The sequence below is a fragment of the Butyrivibrio sp. NATIVEDY162 genome, from assembly GCF_045999815.1.
Lineage (GTDB): Bacteria > Bacillota > Clostridia > Lachnospirales > Lachnospiraceae > Butyrivibrio.
In genome coordinates this window covers 1,549,567-1,570,787 of sequence record NZ_CP172573.1, presented here as the reverse complement: position 1 = coordinate 1,570,787, position 21,221 = coordinate 1,549,567, and the positions used below count along the sequence as shown (strand labels likewise).

Sequence of the window (21,221 nt, the reverse complement as noted above, 5' to 3'; positions counted from 1 at the left end):
TGGGAAAAACAGTACCCTGAGAAAAGGATTTTTCCTAATCCCAGGGTATAGCTGGGAAAAACAGTACCCTGAGAAAAGGATTTTTCCTAATCCCAGGGTATAGCTGGGGAAATCAGTACCCTGAGAAAAGGATTTTTACTAATCCCAGGGTATAGCTGAAGAAATCAGTACCCTGGGAATAAGGATTTTCCCTAATCCCAGGGTATAACAGGAAAAGCAGCTTCCTGATATGTCTTTTAGCTAATTCTGTATACTTGGAAAAAGCTGAAGTGCAGCTTATCAAGATATATTTTGGCAAACATCTTTTAAACAGAATAGGATTGAAAGAAATAATTGCAGGAAATGATACATGAAATATAACAATATTACTGAAGCTAAGTTCATTAGCCGCCCCAATCGCTTTATTGCGGAAGTGGAGATAGGGGACCGAAAAGAGATTGTACATGTCAAAAATACCGGAAGGTGCAGGGAACTTTTGATTCCTGGGTGTGAGGTATGGCTTACTGCGCCGGGAACTCCCGACAGGAAAACAAAATATGATCTTGTTGCAGTAAGGAAGAGCAATGGGAATCTTTTTAATATAGACAGTCAGGCACCCAATAAATTAGTGAAGGAGTGGCTTGAAAAGAAAGACTATGATTTCATAAAGCCTGAGTTTAGCTATGGTGATTCAAGAATAGATTTCTATATGGAAAAAAATAAATTGCAGGCGGAAAAAGACCGATATCTCATGGAAGTAAAGGGATGTACTCTGGAGATAGATGGAGTAGGATATTTTCCTGATGCGCCAACAGAGCGTGGGGTTAAACATATCAGAGAGTTGATCAAGGCAAAAAATGAAGGCTACAATTCGGCGATTGCCTTTGTAATTCAGATGGAAGGTATAAGCGAGGTACTCCCCAATATAGAGATGCATCCTGAGTTTGGCATAGCTATGGAAGAAGCAAAGATGGCGGGAGTGAAAGTCATATATTATACTTGCCGCGTAGAACCCGATGAAGTGGAAATAACAGGCATGGAAATCTCTAAACTTTCACAAGAGATATACCGATAAATAAATAAGCAACGGATTGCCAGACTATGGTGGAATGATTCTGCCAGGGTCTGGTTTTTATTTTCTTGAAAGCACAAGCCATGCAAGAGCAGAAGACAAGCTTATAGGTTGATTTTAAACATGTAGAAGAGAACGGAAGGAATGTTTATAGGCTGACTTTGTTGAATTTGCTTGTGGGTATGCAGAAGAGAACGGAAGGAATGCCTATTGGCTGACTTTGCTGAATTTACTTGGAGGTAAACGAATGAGATTAGAAGGATTATACATTACAGGAACGAAGATGGATGGAATGAAACTGGATGGTGTCAGTATAGATGGTGTTAACAGAAATCTATTGAATGAGACAAACAGTCAGTTTCATATTTACAATCATAGTCAACACAGAATTTATACCCATAGTTTGAAGCCGGAAGACAATAAGCCATCGAAATCGTCATTTCTTGAGATTTTCAATAATACAACTCGGGAATATGTAAACGATAAGCGGCCGTGCGAATACTTTGAACTGGCTGATAAGGATGGAGTGATTCAATATAAAAAGGCCACCTTTATTTGCAACAAGGATAAAAATATGCTTGAACTGGGAGACTGCTCAAATGAGAGAAACTGTCTTCGCATAAAGCTTTCAAAAGGAGGAAGCCTTCTTGTTAACAGGGAAAATATTGACGAACTTTTAATGAGTATAGATATGTTTTCTGCGAAGGATCAAGGAATCATAATGCAGGCAGTTATGAAGGATAAAATGGCTCAGGCTGCTAAACAAAAGCAGGAAGAAGGCGAAGAAACCGATAAATTCTTAAAGACGATTTCAGAAGAATAATGAGCTGGAAAATTCTTTTGTATTTCAAAGGTAATTTGAAATACAAAAGAATTTTTTTAACCAAAAACCGGTTACCTCTTATTCCAGGCTTTCATCATAGTGAGCGCGGATTCCGCCTATGAATTTGGGACGGACTCTCGCAGCGGTGATGTGGGCCTGACCGATTTCGTGATTTTCAAGGCGGAGTGGAACAGCAACTTTTTTAAGGTGCATTCCGATAAGCGTATCGCCAATATCAAGTCCTGCATCAGCTCTTATTTCTTCGACTGCTACGGGATTTTCGAAATTATTGTAAGCAGTAGTGGCAAAAGAGCCTCCTGCCTTGGGCTGAGGAACTACATTCACAATATCCTGGCCGGGGACAGCATCAGCTTCTATTATTATTGCGCGGTTTAAGTGCTCACAGCACTGAGCTGCAAGGTAGATTCCATATTTCTGAGTTACTGAATATATTCCTTCAAACACTGCTTCAGCAGCGTCGAGATTGGATCCTGTTCCTATGGTATCGCCGCATACTTCTGAGGTTGAACAGCCTACAACAAGAATCTGTCCTTTCTTCAGTTTTGCTTTTTCACATAATTCCTCAACGACATTTGATGCCTGTATTGTAAGTTCTTCAAACATTTTCCATCCCTCTTCTATTATTATTGTGGAGCAGAGAATCTGTCCTCTACAGGATAATTATTATAAGCAGGAATCTCTTTGTCAAACAAAAGTTGAAAAGACACAGGAATCTAAAAAATCCATAACTTTTTTATGACCAAATTGTGATATTGGGCAAGCCACGAAGTTACTTATAGAAAAAGATAAATTGCAACAAAATGTAGAATTATGGGTCATTGCTAAGAATTAAAATATAAATGAATATTTAGGAAATGCCTTTTTAACAAATGTTTAATAAAGAATTTATAAACGTAAATACAATAATGACATATTATATTGTTAGGAGATTTATGCTTTATTAAGGAGGTTAATATGGCTGAAAAACAAAAAAAGAAAACCGGGAAAAATGAGAATGCTCTCAAGATTGAAGGAATGAGCATAAAATTAAAACTCATATTATCTATTGTCCCTATTGTTGCTGTTCTCCTTATTGCACTTACGGCGATTACAACGATTGTCAGCAGAAACCTGTTATTGGAAAGATCCGATAGCGAAATGGCAGCGACTCTTGGAAAGTATACAAATTCTATTTCAGCTGAACTTCAGGATATCCGTGCACAGGCAGATACAGTAGCCAGAATGGTTGCAGGTACATATAAATCTGCTTCTGCTGAGGATTATGGTCAGGCTCTTACGGAAGTTGTTGAAGGCTCTGATCTTGTCCTTGGTTCGGGTCTATGGTTTGAACCTTTTGTTTTTGATTCAGAGCAAGAATATTATGGCCCATATTGGTACAAAAATACTGATTCCAGTGGAGCGTGGGATGGAAAAGACCTGATCCTTACATGGGATTATTCAAATGCAGAATACAATTATTTTGCACAGGAGTACTATACCAATGCTAAAAGTCTTCCCAAGGCTACAATAACAGAACCATATTATGATCCTTCTTCAGGCATGGTTATGGCTTCCTGCTCAGCTCCTATAAAGACCCTTGATGGGCAATTCCTTGGATGCATTACAGTTGATATTATGTTGACATCTATAAGCGAAGAGGTAGCTTCTATCAAGGTTGGAGAGACCGGAACTCTTTTCCTTATTGATGGTAATAATAATTACGTTTATCATCCCGCATTCCCGGATGCAATTAAAGATGAGATGAATCTTGATGCATCCACTGAGCTTGGGAACTATATTCAGCAGATTAAGTCCCAGGACAGTGGTAAAGGTGATTTTACTTTTGAGGGCGGCAAGAGATTATTGTACTGGGCTACTGTTCCGGGTATGACATGGAAGGTAGGACTTACAATAACTGAGGCAGAGATCATTAAGGCTGTAAATACCCTCATGTACGTCTCCATTATAGTTTGTATCGTAGCTATAATCCTGACAACAACCATAATAATCTATCAGTCTTCAGGTATTGCTAATGCTGTATCAGTTGTGGCAAACTCTCTTAACAAGCTAAGAGAAGGCGAATTTGTCAGAATTAAGGGTGCGAAAAAGAGAACTGATGAAATCGGTCTCATGACGGAGGCAACTAATGACGTAATTGACAAGCTTGATGAGATAGTTACTAAAATTAAAGAGTCAGCATCAGCAGTCGGATCCTCATCAGAAGAGCTGTCAGATATGGCTAATCAGATATCCCAGACTGCTGAGGACGTATCCAACGCAGTTCAGGAGATTGCATCAGGTGCTACGCAGCAGGCTGATGAGATCCAGTCAGCTTCTGAAAATGTAGGACGTATCGGTGATGCAGTAAGCGATGTGCAGAATTCTACAGGTGATCTTTCTACCACAGCAGGTAAGATGAAGGAGGCTTCGGAAATATCCAGTAAGTCACTTGCATCTCTTCAGGATTCTTCACAGGAAATGACTGCCAAGATTGATGAGATATCAAGAACAATCGCAGCTACACAGGATGCGGTTACCAATATTAACAGCAAGGTTGAAGGAATAACTTCCATTGCTACACAGACTAACCTCCTTTCACTGAATGCTTCAATTGAGGCTGCAAGAGCAGGCGAAGCAGGTAAGGGATTTGCAGTAGTTGCTGAAGAGATAGGACAACTCGCTGAAAATTCCAAGCAGCTTGCTGATGACATTAAGGTTGAGATGGAATCACTTCTCACACAGGCTAAGGCTGCAGTTGACGCTGCTGAAGATGTTCGTCAGGGCAACATTGATCAGCAGACAGCTCTTGGTGATACGCTCACTGCTGTAAACGGAATGCTTGAAGACATCGGCAGCACGGTTGGCGGAGTTCAGCTCATCAGCCAGGGAGCAGATACCTGTGAAAATTCCAAGAATGCTGTTGTTGATACAATGAGTGCTTTGTCAGCAATTTCAGAAGAAAATGCAGCATCTTCAGAGGAGACAGGAGCATCCATGCAGGAGCTTTCAGCTACAGTTACAACTCTTGCAGGCTCTGCATCTTCACTTAAGGATGTGGCAGAAGAACTCAATGAACTTATGCAGTTCTTCAAGTCATGATCCAAGGTAAATCATAATAGTATAATAGCAAAGGGGCTGGCAATACAGTCCCTTTTGTTATGTATTGTCTGAAAAAGAGCTGCTGTGCAGTTCTTTTTATTATGCTGCTTTTTTGATATAATTTTCATCCATGGGGATTAGTGTAACTGTTTTATATTAACTCAATCATAGCTAAGTAATATAGGCGAGAAAATAAAAACAGCCACACTACATGTTATATAGATAACATGAACCTGCATATGTGGAATGGAGTATTATTAATGTTCGACAATTTACTGAAAAAGGAGCATATCATTTATGAAAAAAATCAATTTGACAAATTACACGGATTTCATAGTCGAAGAAACGACAAAGCTTCTCAATATTGACTCACCCACAGGCTACACTGAAGAGGCTGCAGCATGGGTGAAGGACGAGTTTGAAAAGCTTGGGTTTGATGCAAGAGTTACCAATAAAGGCGGAGTAATTGTTGATCTCACGGGAGAAGATAAAAATGATGGTCTTCTTTTGGAGGCTCATACAGATACCCTTGGCGGAATGGTGGCAACTATTAAGGATAACGGAAGATTACAGCTTACTAACCTTGGCGGAATGAATCCCAATAACGCAGAAACTGAGAACGTAAGGATTGTAACCAAATTCGACGGAGTATATGAGGGAACTTTTCAGTTAAATAATGCATCCATACATGTAAATGGCGAGTATAATGATACCAAGAGAACCTGGGAAAACTGCGAAGTTGTGATAGATGAGGACGTAAAGTCAAAAGAGGACACCGAAAAGCTTGGAATCTCCGTTGGCGATATAGTCTGCTTTGAGCCAAACGTAAGAGTGACTAAGTCCGGATATATCAAATCAAGATTCCTTGATGATAAGCTGAGTGTTGGAATCCTTTTGGGACTTGCTAAATACATCAAGGAAAAGAAGGTTACTCCAAAACGAGCTCTGTATGCGCATATTACGGTGTTCGAAGAAGTTGGTCACGGCGGCTGCGGCAACGTGCCGGAGGGCTGCACTGAGGCCATATCTGTGGACATGGGCTGCGTAGGCGATGGCCTGACCTGTACTGAAAAGCAGGTGTCAATATGTGCCAAGGACAGCGGTGGCCCTTACAGCTATCCTGTAGTTCAGGGACTTGTGGCTGCGGCCAAAGAGAGCGGTGCTGATTATGCCATAGATATTTATCCTCATTACGGAAGTGATGTTGAGGCGACACTTGGTGCAGGAAGTGATTTAAAGCACGGACTGATCGGCGCAGGTGTGTACGCTTCTCACGGATATGAGAGAAGCCATAGGGACGGCGCTGAGAATGTACTTAGACTGCTTATTAGTTATGCACTTTAAGATAATTTTCAAAATTACGACACATTTTTTATGTATCATATAAAAGACCATTTAAAATACTAGTGTTTTAATTAAACAAATTGTCATTAAGACAAGACACTAATTATTGGGAGGTGACACAAATGAGTCAGGAAAAAGTTGATGCTTACAAACAGGAAAAAAAGGGGAGAAAAGCAAGACTTGCCAGGCAGAAGAGAAACCGTAAGATAGCAAAATGGACATGCCTTGGCGTGCTTGTTCTCGCATGCGCATTGGGAGGATGGAGAGTATATGCGGTAAAACATCAGGCTCCGGATGCAGCAGCAACAGAGATTACAGATGAGGATACACCTGTATCTGCAACTGCTGAGGGTTCAGATGGTGCAGCAGCAACGGATGCCACAGAAGCAACAGAAGCTGATGATGCAGCTGTAACAGAAGAAGCTACAGAGAGTGATGACGCAGCAACAGAAGCTACTGACGCTTCAACAACAGAGACCACAGAAGCTAGCGACGCAGCAACAGAGGAAGCAACTGGAGAAGCTACAGAGAGCAATGATGCAGCAGCAACAGAAGAAGTCACAGAGAGTGATGATGCAGCAGCTACAGAAGAAGCTACAGAAACTGATGACGCTGTAGCAGAAGATACAGCTGAATAAGATTACAGAGATAACAACAACTAAGCGACCCGCTCACAGCAGGTCGCTTATCTTTTTTTCATAGAAATAGGTACGTTCCATTTCATAGAATTCTTTCCACATTTTTACTGTTTTGCACTTATCTACTCTGGGACATTCCTCGGCGTTTTCCTCAAGACAAATGACTGGTGAAAAGGTTCCCTCCATGAGCTCTATTATCTCACCTACAGAGTATTCGGAAGGATCTCTTAAAAGCTTGTAGCCACCATGTTTGCCGCTTGCTCCGACTATGAGTCCGCCCTTTACCATTTCTTTGGCTATGATCTCCAGATATTTCTTGGAGATATCCTGCCTGTCTGCAATATCTTTAAGAGGTATATAATCGGAACTGTTCTGCTGAGCCAGGTCAATCATAACTCTGAGTGCATATCGTCCTTTAGTTGAAAACATCGTATCTCTCCTCTCATGCGAGTTCTATTTGGATAATAATTTTCTCAATAAAATATGATGTAAAAAGCATAATATAAAAGCTTATGTTTTTGGATTATGGTTTGCTTATAGCAGGTGAAAACTAAAGCTTATAGTTAAACATATTGACATAGTAGGTAAATAGATTGTATCATCATTTTCATCAAAAGCAAGCAAAAATACAGCAAGAAAGAAAAAATTGCGACATGCAAAATGAGAGGAGAATAACGTTATGAAAAAGAATTTACTTACAAAACTTGGAACACTTATATTATCAGGAGCACTTGTTGCTACATCACTTACAGGCTGCGGAGCAAAAGATGAAGCACCCGCTGCTGATACAGCAATAGCAGAGGATGATACAGCAAAGGCAGATGGAGCAGAGGCAGCCGCTGAAGAAAGCACAGAAGCAGCTGATGCCGAAACAGAAGATACTTCAGATGCAGCTGACACCGAAGGAGCAACAGATACAGACTCAGAGAATAGCGCTGCAGAGAAGCCTGCGGATGCCGTGTATAGAACTCTCGATGAGATTAAGGACAGCGGAACAATTAACATCGGCGTATTTTCAGATAAGAGTCCTTTCGGATATGTGGATGAAAACGGAGAATATGCAGGCTATGATGTATATTTTGCAGAGAAGATCGGCGAAGACCTGGGCGTTGATATCAACTATGTATCAACAGAGGCAGCCAACAGAATTGAGTATCTACAGACAGGTAAGGTTGATATCATACTTGCAAACTTCACTGTTACAGAGGAGAGAGCGCAGGAGGTTGATTTCGCACTTCCTTATATGAATGTGGCACTCGGAGTAGTATCTCCTTCAGATAAAGTTGTGGAAAGCCTTGAATCCGTAGGGGACGATGACCAGATAATTGTTATCTCAGGAACGACTGCAGAGACATTTCTTGAGAAGAACTTCCCTGACATCAAGCTTCAGAAGTACGATGCATATGCAGAGGCTAAGACAGCTTTTGAAAATGGTAACGGCGTAGCGTGGGCTAACGACAATACAGAGGTAATAGCTTTTTCACTTGAAAACGAAGGCTACACAGTTGGTATACCTTCACTGGGAGACGCTGATACAATCGCACCTGCTGTAACCAAGGGCAATGAGACACTTCTTGACTGGCTAAACAGCGAGATCGAGACAATTGGAAATGACAACTTCTTCCATAAGGACTATGAAGCAACACTTCTTGATACTTACGGAGCAGATTATGAGAACACTCTTGTAGTAGAGGGTGGCAAGGTTCAGTAATTATGGATTTAAACGTGCTCAGATCATATCTACCACTATATAATGAAGCACTTATTCTGACCGTGAAAATTGGTGTGCTTGGCATTCTGACAGCCTTTATCATAGGGCTGTCAGGGGCAGCAGCCATATATTTCAGGGTTCCTTTTGTTAAAAAGATCCTGGAAATTTACATAGAACTTTTCAGAAATACACCGCTTCTTGTTCAGCTTTTTTTCATCTATTTCGCACTTCCAAAGCTTGGAATAAAGATATCGGCTGAGGTATGCGGGACCATGGGACTTGGCCTCATAGGTGGGGCATATATGATAGAAACCATGCGAAGCGGTCTTGAGTCTATAGCAAAAGTTCAGTCAGAAAGTGCTCTGTCTCTTGGAATGACACCATCTCAGGTTTTTTGGAGCATAATACTTCCCCAGGCCTTTTCAGTGAGCATTCCCGGTATTATGGCGAACGTTATCTTCTTATTAAAAGAGACATCGGTATTTTCAACCATAAGCCTGATGGACCTCATGTTTACCGCCAAGGATCTTATAGGAATGTATGCAAAAACAATTGAGTGCCTGTTCCTTCTGGTCATCTACTATCTGGTTATGCTTCTTCCGGTATCCATATTGGGATCGATTATAGAGAGGAGGGTGCGTTTTGCTGAATTTGGGGATTGATGTGCTCTTTAAAGGCACTAACATGATAAGACTTCTGAAGGGACTGTGGGTGTCGGTTGAGATAAGTCTGATATCTGTGGCAATAAGCATAGCTCTGGGGCTCATTGTTGGAGTCCTGATGACATCGAAGAGTAAATTCATAAGGCTTATTTTCAGGATATATCTTGAGATAGTCAGGATAATGCCTCAGATGGTGCTTTTGTTTATCGTATATTTCGGAACAACCAGAGTTTTTGGATTGAATATATCTGCAGAGCTGTCGGCAATAATAGTTTTCGTGTTCTGGGGAACGGCAGAGATGGGAGACCTCGTCAGAGGATCCATAAAAAGTATACCGAAGATACAGTATGATTCGGCATATGCACTGGGGCTTGATAAGTTTCAGGTACACTTTTTCATAATCTTTCCGCAGACCATCAGAAGACTTTTGCCGCTTTCAATAAATCTCGTTACCAGAATGGTCAAGACCACATCACTTGTGATGATGATAGGAATTGTTGAGGTTTTGAAGGTTGCCCAGCAGATAATTGAAGCAAACAGAAAGGCATCTCCCAATGCGGCCTTTGGCGTATTTGCGGTGGTTTTCCTGTTGTATTTTCTGGTGTGCTGGCCGATAAGCAGATTTGCTGTAAAACTTGAGAGAAGGTGGGCGTAAGATGAGCGAGCTCGTTAAGGTAAAACATTTACATAAAGAATTTGGTAACAATGTAGTTTTGAAGGATATAAACCTCTCAGTAAAAAAAGGAGAGGTTGTGGTTATAATAGGACCTTCAGGGTGTGGAAAAAGTACATTCCTAAGATGCTTAAACGGCCTTGAGGATATTCAGAGCGGTGTGATAACAGTTGACGGACTTCCTGTTGAGCCTGAGAAAAGTGAAATAGTAAATATAAGGCAGAAGATAGGGATGGTTTTCCAGTCTTACGACCTTTTCCCGCATAAGACTGTACTTGAAAATACAATACTCGCACCGATCAAGGTGCAGAAACGGATAAAGGACGACGCCATAAGAGAGGCCTTAGAGCTCCTTGATAAGGTGGGACTTGCAGATAAAAAGGACTACTATCCAAGACAGCTCTCAGGCGGACAGAAGCAGAGAGTTGCTATAGTGAGGGCGCTTCTTATGCATCCTGATGTGCTGCTGTTCGACGAGGTTACGGCGGCACTTGACCCTGAGATGGTGCATGAAGTGCTGCAGACTATGTTGGAGCTTGCAAAAGCAGGATCAACCATGATCATCGTTACACACGAGATGGCCTTTGCCAGAGCTGTTGCTGACAGAATTGTGTTCTTTGACAAGGGGGAAATTGTTGAGGAGACACGTGATGTAAAGGGCTTCTTTGAAGAACCTTCCACGGACAGAGCAAAGAGATTCCTTAAGACCTTTGCATATGAGTGATGCCAAGGTAAAAATAAAGGACAATGGCCGGATAAAAATGTCAGGTCATTGTCCTTTTTATAGTCTGTTTAGATCAGATTAAATCAAATCAGATCGCTGAGCTTTTTACCAAAGAAGAAGTCGTGTTCCAGCTGAGCAAATTCCTTCCACATGGGAAGAGTAGGACAGGACTTTTCTCTGGGACACTCATCTGAATCCGGGAGAAGGCAGGCTATCGGAACGATAGGACCTTCCAAAAGCTCAATTATCTCACCGACAGAGTATTCTTCAGGAGACCTTGTAAGTCTGTAGCCGCCGTGCTTTCCACTTGAAGCAATGATGAGTTTTGCCTTAACCAGTTCCTTGGCAATTATTTCCAGATATTTTTTTGAAACACCGATTCTGTCGGCAGTATCTTTTAATGGAACAAGCTCTTCCTGATTTTGCTCCGCAAGGTCAATCATGATTCTGAGAGCATATCTTCCTTTTGTTGAAAACATAGGTTACCTCCGTATTTCTTTATTACCTACTGCACTATAGGGTAAATGAAAAATGAGAGAATGTCAAATTTTGAGATATTGTGAATGTTAAAATCGCTCCATAAAAGTGGTTATATATACCCATTGACGCGATAGGCGTATGGATATAAGCTTTTTTAAACAATTGTGCCTGGCTGAGGTAAAACAAAAACTTATATTTGCCTATAAGATAAGTATGCTTTACTGAGATGGCTTTCTAAAGCATAATCTGTATAAAATTCAGAACTGATTCAAAAGCTTTGAGGCAGTTTTTCGGCAGACTATAGGAGGAAGCAGCGTGGAAAAGGATGATGAAAAGGTTTGGGAAGAAATAAAAAAGCAGGTTTCACAGTTAAAATACGGAACGGTCATGATTACGGTGCATGATGGCAAGATCGTGCAGCTCGATACGAGCAGGAAAATCAGATTTAGTACGAAACATTAGTGGCTGGTTTAAGGCATAAAGTAAGGAGATATTCATATGGCTAGATCAATTGAAGAACTTGAGAAAAATCACCCCTGCTTTGGGGGATGCAAATTTAACGCAGGAAGAATTCATCTTCCCGTAAGCCCCGGATGCAACATAGCATGCAGATTCTGTGACAGAAGCATAAATGATGTGGAGCAAAGACCCGGAGTTACTTCCAAGGTAATCACTCCGGATGAAGCCAATACATTCATAGGAAGAGCCATAGAGCTTGTACCTTCAATAAAGGTTGCGGGAATAGCAGGACCGGGAGACACACTGGCAACTGATTATGCACTGCAGACCTTTGAGAAAATTGGTGAGTCACATCCTGAACTTCTAAAGTGCATGAGCACAAACGGACTTCTCCTAAATGAGAGAGCACAGGAGGTTATAGATGCGGGAGTTGATACGCTGACAGTTACAGTAAATGCCGTAGATCCTGAAATTGAGGCACAGCTCAACGATTACATTATCTACCATGGTGAAAAGATTGAGGGAGTAGAAGCAGCTAAGATTCTTATCAGAAATCAGATTGAGGGAATTAAAAAGGTAGCTGCAGCAGGAGTTACCATAAAGATAAACACCGTGCTCGTTCCCGGAATAAATGATCATCATATAAGTGAGATAGCAAGAACCGTGAAGGAAGCCGGTGCGATCATCTACAACATTATCCCGCTTATTCCACAGCACAAACTTAAATCTATTGAAAGACCTACCTGTGAGCTTCTTGAGAAGGCAAGAGAGGATGCTGAAAAGTATATAAAGGTATTCAGACATTGCGCACACTGCCGAGCAGATGCGGTCGGAGTTCCTGGAATATCCGAGTACAGCAGGCTGGTATATCAGAACAGACTTAATGTAAGAAGTACTTTTTCACATGGATGATTATACAAAAAATAAAGTGAAAAAAGGGAGCCCATAGATATGAAAAATGCGGTATACAGAGTGGCTCTGGCATCTACTGACAACAGATATGTTGACCAGCATTTTGGAAGAGCAGAGAGCTTTCTCATTGTTGATGTTGACGAGAACGGTGACTATGAAGAAATCGAGCAGAGGTTTGTAAATCCTGTCTGCAACGGTGGAAGCCACGACAGCGAGAAATTAAAGAGGGGAGTGGAAGCACTGCTTGACTGCAATTTCGTTCTGGCTGCCAAGATCGGCCAGGGTGCTTCCTATGAATTAAAAGAACATGGAATAGTATCCTTCGAGATGCCGGGTGAAGTTGGGGATTCTGTTTTCAGACTTGATGGCTATATAAAGCTGCTGGAAGAGATGGGCGGAGCATTGGCATAAACAAAAGGCTTAGTGATGAATTACTGTACCGGGAAAAAGAGGTTGGCTGTATGGGAAAGTATGATTTTGACAGAGTTATAGAGAGAAGAGGAACAAGCAGTCTAAAGTACGACTTCGGAATGCAGAGAATGGGAAGGACAGACCTTCTTCCACTCTGGGTAGCAGATATGGATTTTGCACTTCCTGATGAAATCATAGGTGATATAAAGAACCGCGTTGATCATGGAATTTTCGGATATACAGATCCTGATGAAGAATATAACGAAGCTGTCAAAAGATGGTTTAAGGACAGACACAATCTGGATATAAAAGATGAGTGGAATACGGTTGTTCCGGGAGTTGTTTATTCAATAGCAATGGCAATAAGGGCTGTTACCTACGAGGGCGACAGCGTAATCATACAGGAACCCGTCTACTATCCGTTTAAGGAGACGATTCTCTTAAATAAGAGGAAGTGCATAAATAATCAGCTTGTTTACAAAAACGGACATTATGAGATCGATTTTGATGATTTTGAAAAGAAGATAAAAGAGCACAACGTAAAGCTGTTTCTGTTATGCAGCCCTCACAATCCTGTAGGCAGGGTGTGGACGAGAGAAGAACTGACAAGGCTTGGAGATATATGCCTTAAGCATAATGTGACGATCTTTGCAGACGAGATCCACAGTGACTTTATCTACCCGGGATATAAACACATATCATTCCTGAGTCTTGGTGAAAAGTATTTAAAGAGCCTTATGGTCGGGACATCACCAAGTAAAACCTTCAATATCGCAGGTCTTCAGGTAGCAAATATTCTGATTCCTCATAAGACACTAAGGGATGAATTCAGAAGAGAAAATGAGGCAGCAGGCTACAGCCAGCCAAATGTGTTGGGACTTACAGCCACAATTTCCTGTTTTAACAAAGGAAGAAAATGGGTGGATGAGCTTAAGGAATATTTAAAGGGAAATCTTGATTACATAAGAGATTATCTAAAGGAAAACATTCCGGAGGTTAAGCTCATAGAACCTGAAGGGACATATCTTATATGGCTGGATTTTTCAGAAGTGACAGGTGACTATCATGATCTAAAGCATCTGATCGTGGAAGAAGCAAAGCTCTGGCTCGATGCCGGCATAATCTTCGGAAGGGAGACTGCTTTATTTGAAAGAATAAACATCGCGGCTTCGAGAGTAGTGATAAAAACGGCAATGGAGAGCTTAGAAAGAGCTATAAGCGGCAGAAGATCATTGTCCTGCGGGACGCAGGATTCTTGAACGCATAAGCGTAAATTGCCCACAAGAATCGAAAATAAAGCGCAGTCGGGCGCTAGGAACGAGGAGCAGATTATGGATTGCAGCGGTTGTAATAAATGTACAGAAGTAAATTGCAGCATAGATACGAAGTGTCAGCAGCTGGACAGAAGCCTTATGGATCAGTGGGGAGCCATCAGTTTTCCGATTTATCAGACGGCTACCTTTGCACATCCGGGGCTGGGGGAGAGCACCGGATATGACTACACGAGAATGCAGAATCCCACAAGAAAACAGCTTGAGTCGATTGTTGCATATCTGGAAAACGGCAAAGATGCCATGGCATTTGCAAGCGGCATGGCGGCGATAGCTGCTGTGATGGAGCTTTTTAAACCGGGGGATCATTTCATCATAGACTCGGATCTATACGGTGGCAGCATCAGACTTTTTAATGAGATAAGTATCAAAAACGGTCTCACCTATTCTGCGGCGAACTTAAGCAGTGACGATTTCACACCTTTAATAAATGAAAAAACAAAGGCGATATATCTTGAGACGCCCACCAATCCGATGATGAACGTGACGGATCTTGAGAAGGTATCAAAGATAGCAAAAGAGCACAATCTTCTGCTGATTGTAGATAACACATTCCTGTCGCCGTATTTTCAAAATCCGCTGGATTTTGGCGCAGATATAGTTGTTCATTCGGGGACAAAATTCCTTGGCGGACATCACGATACCATAGGAGGATTCCTTGTTGTAAAGGATGAGGAGCTTGATGAAAAGCTGAGATTTATCTACAAGACAACGGGAGCAGGGCTTAGTCCCTTTGATTCCTGGCTCATTCTAAGAGGCATAAGGACGCTGGCGGTGAGGCTTGAGAGAGCGCAGCAAAATGCGCTTGCTCTTGCAAAATATCTGCAGACAAATGAGCACGTGACCAAGGTGATCTACCCGGGACTTAAGGAACATCCGGGATATGAAATCATGAAAAAACAGGCAAGAGGTTTTGGAGCCATGGTTACTTTTGAGGTGGACTCAGTTGAGTTTGCCCATGCGATTTTAAATAATGTTCAGCTCATATACTTCGCAGAGAGCCTTGGCGGAACGGAGACACTGATAACATATCCGGTGACTCAGACCCACGCGGACGTTCCAAAGGATGTGCTTGAAAAAAACGGTATAAATGACAGAGTCCTCAGATTATCTGTGGGAATAGAAGGAATTACGGATCTTATCTGTGAGTTTAACAGAGTGTTTGCAATTGCAGAAAAAAAGGATGAGTAAGTATTTTCACATAGCTGGCGAGTTTTTAAATTTTGCAGAGAGCTTTGCAATTACTATTAAACGAGCCAAGCAGGTGTTGATAAATATAGAAAAAAATAGAAATGAGGAGATGGAAAAATGGCAGAATTAAGACAGATTGCAATCTATGGTAAGGGTGGAATCGGCAAGTCCACAACAACACAGAACCTGACAGCAGGACTGGTTGAGCATGGAAAAAAGGTAATGGTAGTTGGATGCGATCCTAAGGCTGATTCAACCAGACTTCTTCTGGGAGGACTTGCTCAGAAGACGGTTCTCGACACCATAAGAGAAGAGGGTGAGGACATCGAACTTGACAGAATTATGAAGGAAGGCTTTGGCGGTACAAAGTGCGTTGAGTCAGGCGGACCTGAGCCCGGTGTAGGCTGCGCAGGACGAGGAATCATCACTTCTATAAACATGCTTGAGAACCTTGGCGCTTACACAGATGATCTTGATTATGTTTTCTATGACGTACTTGGCGACGTTGTGTGCGGAGGTTTTGCAATGCCCATAAGAGAGGGTAAGGCAAAGGAAATCTATATCGTAGCTTCAGGTGAGATGATGGCTCTCTATGCTGCCAACAACATCTCCAAAGGTATTCAGAGATATGCCAGAACAGGCGGCGTGAGACTTGGTGGAATTATCTGCAACTCCAGAAATGTAGACAGAGAGCTTGATCTTCTCAGAGCTTTTTCAAAGGAACTGGGAACAAAGCTTCTCTACTTCGTTCCCCGCGACAATGTGGTTCAGCATGCAGAAATCAACAAGAAGACGGTTATCGAGTACAAGCCCGATTCAAATCAGGCACAGGAGTACAGGAACCTGGCGCAGGCAGTTATTGAAAATACTGACTTCGTAATTCCTACTCCCATGACACAGGAGAGACTTGAGGAGATCCTTCTTGAGTATGGCATGATGGAGCTTTCAGACGATTACAAGATCTGATTTTTGGTTTTTCGGGATTCAAAAACATTGAACTGACCTAAGGATCCACAGCACCCTTAGGCCATAAGGCAGGAGGTATGAAAAATGGCAAATATACACAAATCGATTACTGAACTTGTGGGAAGAACACCTCTTTTGGAATTGTCAGGATATGAGAAGGCAAACGGTCTGGAGGCAACAGTAATCGGAAAGCTCGAGTATTTTAATCCCAATCAGAGTGTCAAGGACCGCATAGCGCTCGCAATGATTGAGGATGCTGAAAAGAGCGGCAAACTCAAGGAAGGAGATACAGTTGTTGAGACGACAAGCGGAAACACGGGAATTGGGCTTGCGGCTATAGCAGCATCCAAGGGATATCCCTTCAGAGTATATGTGCAGGATCAGGTAAGTAAGGAGAGGTTCCAGGTAATACATGCTTTTGGGGGAAAGACAATAAAGCTTACCGAAGAACCTGTTATTGCAAAGACACTGGCAGAAACAAAGGGAGACTTTATCGCAGCTATACAGGCTCTTAAAGAGGATGTGCTGTCAAAAGAAGAGCATGTGTGCTTCGTTGATCAGTGCTCAAATCCGGCAAACCCTGATATCCATAAGAGAACTACAGGACCGGAGATATGGGAGGATACTGACGGAGAGGTTGATATTCTGGTAGCTTGCGTAGGAACAGGCGGTACTATCTCCGGAACAGGCGCATATCTAAAATCCAAAAATCCTAATGTGAAGGTGGTTGCTGTTCAGCCCGGTCCCAATTCACTTCCAAGTGATGAAAAACCGACCCCGGATAATGAGATAACGGGCGTGCATCCGTTTGAAGGGGTTCCGGAAAATCTCATTCCTTCAACTTTAGATAGAAAGATATATGACGAGTGGCTTGCTGTTGAGGCGCTTGACGCTTACAGGGCAGCAAGAGAGGTTGCGCTAAGAGATGGAGTTCTTATCGGAGAATCCTCCGGGGCAGCACTTTTTGCAGCAACTCAGATAGCTAAGAGACCTGAGAATAAGGGAAAGAAAATCGTTGTAATTTTCCCTGACACAGGACTTAGATATCTTTCAACTAATTTATTTAATGACTGACCTATATTATGGACAGTAAGTTTTGATAGGAGATAAAAAATGGCTATAAATTTGAGTAATTCCAATGTGGCTACCAGAGAAAACCGTATCGGATCAATAACCGGCTACATCGGTTCATTAAAAGATCTGGCAACTCAGAGTGAGTGCGGAACTCTCAAGGGGTGCTCCAGATGCTTTTCACAGTCAAGCTCATGCTTATCAAGCTGCGCACTTGGCCAGCTGAGCGTAATAAGAGACGTTGCCGTAATTCACCACGGGCCTGCAGGCTGCTCAGTTGCAGCTGCAAACGCCTACTATATGGATAAGGTTATGGCAAAAAAGCGCGGCGTAACTAACGACACAGTCTATGTTGGAACCGATATGAATGAAAATGATACTATTTTCGGTTCAACGGAAAAGCTTAGACAGATAATTCTTGAGGTGAATAAGCGTTACAGTCCAAAGGCAATTTTCGTATCAAGCTCATGCGCAACAGGAATTATCGGCGAGGACATCGACAGCATCGTTGATGAAGTAAAGGAAGAGATAGACGTTCCCGTAGTTGCTGTTCACTGCGAAGGCTTTAAGTCAAGAATCTGGGCAACCGGTTTTGATATAGCGGACCATGCGGTTCTCCAGTCAATCGTACAGCCTCCGAGAGAGGGAGTTAAATCCAACAAGATTAACTTTAAGAATTTCTTCGAGAGTGCGAGACCTGAGATCATCGAGATGTTCAAAAACTTCGACCTTGAGCCGCAGTTTTTATATTGTAACTCCACAGTTGAGGAATTATCGCACCTTTCAGAGGCGGTTGCTACAACCTGCATCTGCGGAACACTTGGTAACTATATAGGCAATGCTCTTGAAGAAAAGTATGGTGTTCCTTACGTCAGATCCATTAACCAGTGCGGCATTACAGGCTTTGAGACATGGCTAAGAGAGATAGGCAAGGTTACGGGCAGAAGTGAGAAAATTGAGAAATATATTGAGGAGCAGAGAGCTATTTACATGCCCAGGATTGAGGAAGTAAAGAAGCAGCTTAAGGGCCTTAGAGCTGTTCTGGGTATGGGCCCCGGATATACTTTCGAAGTATCCCGCGTGCTTAATGAGCTTGGCATCGAGGTTGTATGGGCTCTTGCCTGGCACTATGACAAGAAATATGAAAATGGCGATGTACCTCCGTCCATGAAATATCTTCTTGATAACAACATAGATTTCGAGGCCAGCGTATCAGACCAGCAGAATTATGAGGTTATGAACGTGCTTCACAAATATCAGCCTGATCTTTACTTGTCCAGACATCCGGGTTCAACTGTATGGGCGATAAAGAACGGAACACCTGCGGTTTACGTTGCTGATGAGTACATGATCTTCGGATATAAGCACACTTTGGATTTTGCATATTCTATTTTGGATAGCATTAACAACAGAAGTTTTGAGAAAAATCTTGCCAAGAGATCAAAGCTTCCCTACACCGACTGGTGGTACAAACAGAATGTTGGTGAGTTTATGGTTCAGGATAAGGCATAAGAGGAGGCGTAGTCACAATGGCAAAATTATTGGATAAACAAAGATATAAATGTGCACTTGCAGCAATGCAGACAGTTCAGGCAATTGACAGGGCGATTCCCGTGCTTCACTCAGGGCCAGGATGTGCTCAGAAGTTATCGGATGGAACTGGCAGCAGCGGATATTTTTCGCCAAACATTTTTCCCTGCACAAGTATTAATGAAAAGGATGTAGTATTCGGCGGCGTAAAAAAGCTTCATTCTACTATCGACAACGCGTTAAAGGTTATCGATGCAGATATGTATGTGGTTCTGACCGGCTGCATTCCTGAGATCGTGGGCGATGATACAGGCGAAGTTGTATCAGAGTTTGCTGATTCAGACAAGCCCGTTATTTATGCACCTACCGCTGGTTTTAAGGGGAACAACTATAAGGGGCACGAGCAGGTTATTGATGCCATCATCGATCAGTACCTTGAAAAAGCTGAGGCGAGGCAAAAAGGTCTCGTGAATATCTGGGCTGACGTCCCTTATCAGGATCTGTACTGGCTGGGAAATCTTCGTGAGCTTGAAAAATTGTTAAAGGAAATCGGTTTAACTCCTAACACAATTTTCGGATATAACAGAGGACTGGATAATATAAACAAGATTCCTTATGCGGAGTTTAACCTTGTGATCTCTCCATGGGTTTCACTTAAGAATGCTAAGAAGATGGAGAAAAAGCTCGGTATTCCTTACCTGCATTATAAGACACTTCCTGTCGGAGCGTTTGAGACAAGTAAGTTCCTAAGAGAAGTCGGCAAGTATGCAAATCTTGATGAGAGCAAGGTTGAGGAAGTAATTACTGAACATGAGAAATATTATTATTATCTCATTGAGCGATATGCTGACCTTTTCCTTGAAAACAGAGTTATCAACAAGCAGTTCTCTGTTGTTGCAGATGCGCACTACGCTCTTGGAATTACGAAATTCCTCACAAATGACCTGGGGCTTATCCCTGCAAAGCAGTTCATCACAGACGATACTCCCAAGGAATTCAGGGAGTCTATAGCTGAAGAATTCAAGAACCTGAACTACGGGCTCCAGGCAGAGGCTGTGTTCGAGACCGACGGATATAAAATCCATGAGGCCATAAAGGAACATGACTACCATGGATATCCGCTTGTCCTCGGAGGCTACTACGACAAAGAAGTGACAGAGAAGCTGAGCGGAAACTTCCTAAACATTTCATGGCCTGTAAATGACAAGGTCGTATTCGATGATTTCATCGTGGGCTACACAGGAGGAATCAGGCTTATTGAGGATATCTACACAGTGGCGGTCCAGAGATTTAACTGATTTATAGCAATATCAGATTTATGAGTAAAGCGTATATGACAAAGCCGAATAATACCGCAATCATCATGCAAGATGATTGCGGTATCTGTGTCGAAGGCAGGATTCTTGAACGCTTTTTCAGCTTTGAGTTCAAGAAGTCATGAATTGTATTATAAGCCTGTAAGTTCATTAAATATTCTATCCGGCTGCGAAAAATGTAATACATAAAAATCACAGCCTGTTAAGTAAAAAATCGGAGAGATAGAGGAAATTATAATTATGTCATATTTTATTGCGGTTGCATCGACGGATGATATAAATGTGGATCTAACATTTGGTGCTGCAGAAGGATTCTCAATTTATGAAGTAGATGGAACAAGTTATAGAAAAATAGAATACAGGAAGGTGGCCGAGGAAACTCAGGACGAAGCTGCCAATAAGGAAGAGTCTGAATCAATAAGCGCCGAAGCTTATGGCGATGCAGCTGGTGGCTGTAGTGCAAATGATGCTTGCGGAGCAGGGAATGGTTTAGGCGTAGGAAATGCTTGCGGATCAGGAAATGGCACAGGTGAAGGAAATGCTTGCGGATCAGGGAATGGATGCGGCACAGGAGGCGGCTGCGGTCATGGCGGTGCTCTTCCAAAAGTGGAGCTCATAAGCGATTGCAGAAGTCTTGTCTGCAGGAAAATCGGATTCCAGGCCCAAAAGCAGCTAGAGAAAAAACAGATTGCAAGTTTCGATGTGGCATGCAGTGTGGATGAGGCACTTACAAAGATTTCTTCGTATTTTGACAAGCTGGATAATCACAAGCCATTCAGGCGTGCATGATTGAAAAGAGAGCATAGCTATATTAGTGGACAGTAACCAA

At 42.2% G+C, this 21,221-nt stretch carries 22 protein-coding genes; 19 read left to right on the top strand and 3 right to left on the bottom strand.

The window, feature by feature from the left end:
• The first annotated feature begins 349 nt into the window (after positions 1–349).
• Positions 350–1,054 (top strand): DNA/RNA nuclease SfsA, encoded by a 705-nt coding sequence (sfsA, locus tag ACHCNF_RS06485; RefSeq protein ID WP_408071966.1) that lies wholly within the window; start codon positions 350–352, stop codon positions 1,052–1,054.
• 244 nt (positions 1,055–1,298) lie between these two features.
• Complete coding sequence (locus tag ACHCNF_RS06480) at positions 1,299–1,874, top strand: hypothetical protein (RefSeq protein WP_408071965.1); 576 nt, start codon at positions 1,299–1,301, stop codon at positions 1,872–1,874.
• Positions 1,875–1,952: 78 nt separating this feature from the next.
• Here ACHCNF_RS06480 and ACHCNF_RS06475 read toward each other — a convergent pair whose 3' ends face one another.
• Entirely contained in the window at positions 1,953–2,498 is a 546-nt protein-coding gene (locus tag ACHCNF_RS06475; RefSeq protein WP_408071964.1) for a TIGR01440 family protein, read from the bottom strand.
• 351 nt (positions 2,499–2,849) lie between these two features.
• Here ACHCNF_RS06475 and ACHCNF_RS06470 point away from each other — a divergent pair, with 351 nt between their 5' ends.
• From ACHCNF_RS06470 to ACHCNF_RS06460, 3 genes are all read left to right on the top strand, one after another.
• Positions 2,850–4,973, top strand: coding sequence for a methyl-accepting chemotaxis protein (locus ACHCNF_RS06470; RefSeq protein WP_408071963.1), 2,124 nt, complete (start codon positions 2,850–2,852; stop codon positions 4,971–4,973).
• 297 nt (positions 4,974–5,270) lie between these two features.
• Positions 5,271–6,317 (top strand): M42 family metallopeptidase, encoded by a 1,047-nt coding sequence (locus ACHCNF_RS06465; RefSeq protein ID WP_408071962.1) that lies wholly within the window; start codon positions 5,271–5,273, stop codon positions 6,315–6,317.
• A 122-nt stretch (positions 6,318–6,439) separates the two neighbouring features.
• Positions 6,440–6,955 carry a hypothetical protein gene (locus tag ACHCNF_RS06460; protein ID WP_408071961.1) on the top strand — a complete coding sequence of 172 codons (516 nt, stop codon included), beginning with the start codon at positions 6,440–6,442 and terminating at the stop codon, positions 6,953–6,955.
• A gap of 33 nt (positions 6,956–6,988) precedes the next feature.
• Here the strand turns inward: ACHCNF_RS06460 and ACHCNF_RS06455 are convergent, their stop codons facing one another.
• The gene (locus ACHCNF_RS06455; RefSeq protein ID WP_408071960.1) at positions 6,989–7,384 is read right to left on the bottom strand and encodes an RrF2 family transcriptional regulator; all 396 of its coding nucleotides are present in this window, start codon (positions 7,382–7,384) and stop codon (positions 6,989–6,991) included.
• Positions 7,385–7,634: 250 nt separating this feature from the next.
• Between ACHCNF_RS06455 and ACHCNF_RS06450 the strand changes: the two genes are divergently transcribed.
• Genes ACHCNF_RS06450 through ACHCNF_RS06435 form a run of 4 tightly spaced genes read left to right on the top strand, consistent with a single transcriptional unit; the run spans position 7,635 to position 10,725 of the window.
• Positions 7,635–8,666: a transporter substrate-binding domain-containing protein gene (locus ACHCNF_RS06450; protein ID WP_408071959.1), complete on the top strand. Its 1,032-nt coding sequence runs from the start codon at positions 7,635–7,637 to the stop codon at positions 8,664–8,666.
• 2 nt (positions 8,667–8,668) lie between these two features.
• A complete protein-coding gene (locus tag ACHCNF_RS06445) occupies positions 8,669–9,328 on the top strand; it encodes an amino acid ABC transporter permease (protein WP_408071958.1) in 660 nt (219 codons plus the stop codon).
• Entirely contained in the window at positions 9,309–9,983 is a 675-nt protein-coding gene (locus ACHCNF_RS06440; RefSeq protein ID WP_408071957.1) for an amino acid ABC transporter permease, read from the top strand. The genes ACHCNF_RS06445 and ACHCNF_RS06440 overlap by 20 nt, the downstream gene beginning before the upstream one ends.
• 1 nt (position 9,984) lies before the next feature.
• The gene (locus ACHCNF_RS06435) at positions 9,985–10,725 is read left to right on the top strand and encodes an amino acid ABC transporter ATP-binding protein (protein WP_408071956.1); all 741 of its coding nucleotides are present in this window, start codon (positions 9,985–9,987) and stop codon (positions 10,723–10,725) included.
• An 83-nt stretch (positions 10,726–10,808) separates the two neighbouring features.
• Here the strand turns inward: ACHCNF_RS06435 and ACHCNF_RS06430 are convergent, their stop codons facing one another.
• A complete protein-coding gene (locus tag ACHCNF_RS06430) occupies positions 10,809–11,204 on the bottom strand; it encodes an RrF2 family transcriptional regulator (RefSeq protein ID WP_408071955.1) in 396 nt (131 codons plus the stop codon).
• Positions 11,205–11,520: 316 nt separating this feature from the next.
• Here ACHCNF_RS06430 and ACHCNF_RS06425 point away from each other — a divergent pair, with 316 nt between their 5' ends.
• The 10 genes from ACHCNF_RS06425 (at position 11,521) to ACHCNF_RS06380 (ending at position 21,181) form a co-directional block, all read left to right on the top strand.
• A complete protein-coding gene (locus ACHCNF_RS06425) occupies positions 11,521–11,667 on the top strand; it encodes a DUF2292 domain-containing protein (RefSeq protein ID WP_408071954.1) in 147 nt (48 codons plus the stop codon).
• Between the two features lie 36 nt (positions 11,668–11,703).
• Positions 11,704–12,576, top strand: a complete 873-nt coding sequence (locus ACHCNF_RS06420) for a radical SAM protein (protein WP_408071953.1) — start codon at positions 11,704–11,706, stop codon at positions 12,574–12,576.
• A gap of 39 nt (positions 12,577–12,615) precedes the next feature.
• Positions 12,616–12,987, top strand: a complete 372-nt coding sequence (locus ACHCNF_RS06415) for a NifB/NifX family molybdenum-iron cluster-binding protein (RefSeq protein WP_408071952.1) — start codon at positions 12,616–12,618, stop codon at positions 12,985–12,987.
• Between the two features lie 50 nt (positions 12,988–13,037).
• The gene (locus tag ACHCNF_RS06410; protein WP_408071951.1) at positions 13,038–14,246 is read left to right on the top strand and encodes a MalY/PatB family protein; all 1,209 of its coding nucleotides are present in this window, start codon (positions 13,038–13,040) and stop codon (positions 14,244–14,246) included.
• Between the two features lie 72 nt (positions 14,247–14,318).
• Positions 14,319–15,509: a trans-sulfuration enzyme family protein gene (locus ACHCNF_RS06405; RefSeq protein ID WP_408071950.1), complete on the top strand. Its 1,191-nt coding sequence runs from the start codon at positions 14,319–14,321 to the stop codon at positions 15,507–15,509.
• A gap of 117 nt (positions 15,510–15,626) precedes the next feature.
• Positions 15,627–16,475, top strand: coding sequence for a nitrogenase iron protein (gene nifH, locus ACHCNF_RS06400; protein WP_408071949.1), 849 nt, complete (start codon positions 15,627–15,629; stop codon positions 16,473–16,475).
• Between the two features lie 84 nt (positions 16,476–16,559).
• Positions 16,560–17,549: a PLP-dependent cysteine synthase family protein gene (locus ACHCNF_RS06395; protein WP_408071948.1), complete on the top strand. Its 990-nt coding sequence runs from the start codon at positions 16,560–16,562 to the stop codon at positions 17,547–17,549.
• A gap of 39 nt (positions 17,550–17,588) precedes the next feature.
• Positions 17,589–19,058: a nitrogenase component 1 gene (locus tag ACHCNF_RS06390; RefSeq protein WP_408071947.1), complete on the top strand. Its 1,470-nt coding sequence runs from the start codon at positions 17,589–17,591 to the stop codon at positions 19,056–19,058.
• A gap of 17 nt (positions 19,059–19,075) precedes the next feature.
• Positions 19,076–20,374 (top strand): nitrogenase component 1, encoded by a 1,299-nt coding sequence (locus ACHCNF_RS06385; protein WP_408071946.1) that lies wholly within the window; start codon positions 19,076–19,078, stop codon positions 20,372–20,374.
• A gap of 258 nt (positions 20,375–20,632) precedes the next feature.
• Positions 20,633–21,181 (top strand): NifB/NifX family molybdenum-iron cluster-binding protein, encoded by a 549-nt coding sequence (locus ACHCNF_RS06380; RefSeq protein ID WP_408071945.1) that lies wholly within the window; start codon positions 20,633–20,635, stop codon positions 21,179–21,181.
• The last annotated feature ends 40 nt before the right edge of the window (positions 21,182–21,221 follow it).

Excerpts from the sequence above, each read along its gene's own strand:
- ACHCNF_RS06390 (WP_408071947.1), top strand. The coding sequence starts at position 17,589 with ATGGCTATAAATTTGAGTAATTCCAATGTGGCTACCAGAGAAAACCGT.
- ACHCNF_RS06420 (WP_408071953.1), top strand. The coding sequence starts at position 11,704 with ATGGCTAGATCAATTGAAGAACTTGAGAAAAATCACCCCTGCTTTGGG.
- nifH (WP_408071949.1), top strand. The coding sequence starts at position 15,627 with ATGGCAGAATTAAGACAGATTGCAATCTATGGTAAGGGTGGAATCGGC.
- ACHCNF_RS06385 (WP_408071946.1), top strand. The coding sequence starts at position 19,076 with ATGGCAAAATTATTGGATAAACAAAGATATAAATGTGCACTTGCAGCA.
- ACHCNF_RS06465 (WP_408071962.1), top strand. The coding sequence starts at position 5,271 with ATGAAAAAAATCAATTTGACAAATTACACGGATTTCATAGTCGAAGAA.
- ACHCNF_RS06445 (WP_408071958.1), top strand. The coding sequence starts at position 8,669 with ATGGATTTAAACGTGCTCAGATCATATCTACCACTATATAATGAAGCA.
- ACHCNF_RS06450 (WP_408071959.1), top strand. The coding sequence starts at position 7,635 with ATGAAAAAGAATTTACTTACAAAACTTGGAACACTTATATTATCAGGA.
- ACHCNF_RS06435 (WP_408071956.1), top strand. The coding sequence starts at position 9,985 with ATGAGCGAGCTCGTTAAGGTAAAACATTTACATAAAGAATTTGGTAAC.
- sfsA (WP_408071966.1), top strand. The coding sequence starts at position 350 with ATGAAATATAACAATATTACTGAAGCTAAGTTCATTAGCCGCCCCAAT.
- ACHCNF_RS06395 (WP_408071948.1), top strand. The coding sequence starts at position 16,560 with ATGGCAAATATACACAAATCGATTACTGAACTTGTGGGAAGAACACCT.
- ACHCNF_RS06415 (WP_408071952.1), top strand. The coding sequence starts at position 12,616 with ATGAAAAATGCGGTATACAGAGTGGCTCTGGCATCTACTGACAACAGA.
- ACHCNF_RS06455 (WP_408071960.1), bottom strand. The coding sequence starts at position 7,384 with ATGTTTTCAACTAAAGGACGATATGCACTCAGAGTTATGATTGACCTG.
- ACHCNF_RS06380 (WP_408071945.1), top strand. The coding sequence starts at position 20,633 with ATGTCATATTTTATTGCGGTTGCATCGACGGATGATATAAATGTGGAT.
- ACHCNF_RS06480 (WP_408071965.1), top strand. The coding sequence starts at position 1,299 with ATGAGATTAGAAGGATTATACATTACAGGAACGAAGATGGATGGAATG.
- ACHCNF_RS06460 (WP_408071961.1), top strand. The coding sequence starts at position 6,440 with ATGAGTCAGGAAAAAGTTGATGCTTACAAACAGGAAAAAAAGGGGAGA.
- ACHCNF_RS06430 (WP_408071955.1), bottom strand. The coding sequence starts at position 11,204 with ATGTTTTCAACAAAAGGAAGATATGCTCTCAGAATCATGATTGACCTT.
- ACHCNF_RS06405 (WP_408071950.1), top strand. The coding sequence starts at position 14,319 with ATGGATTGCAGCGGTTGTAATAAATGTACAGAAGTAAATTGCAGCATA.
- ACHCNF_RS06410 (WP_408071951.1), top strand. The coding sequence starts at position 13,038 with ATGGGAAAGTATGATTTTGACAGAGTTATAGAGAGAAGAGGAACAAGC.
- ACHCNF_RS06475 (WP_408071964.1), bottom strand. The coding sequence starts at position 2,498 with ATGTTTGAAGAACTTACAATACAGGCATCAAATGTCGTTGAGGAATTA.
- ACHCNF_RS06470 (WP_408071963.1), top strand. The coding sequence starts at position 2,850 with ATGGCTGAAAAACAAAAAAAGAAAACCGGGAAAAATGAGAATGCTCTC.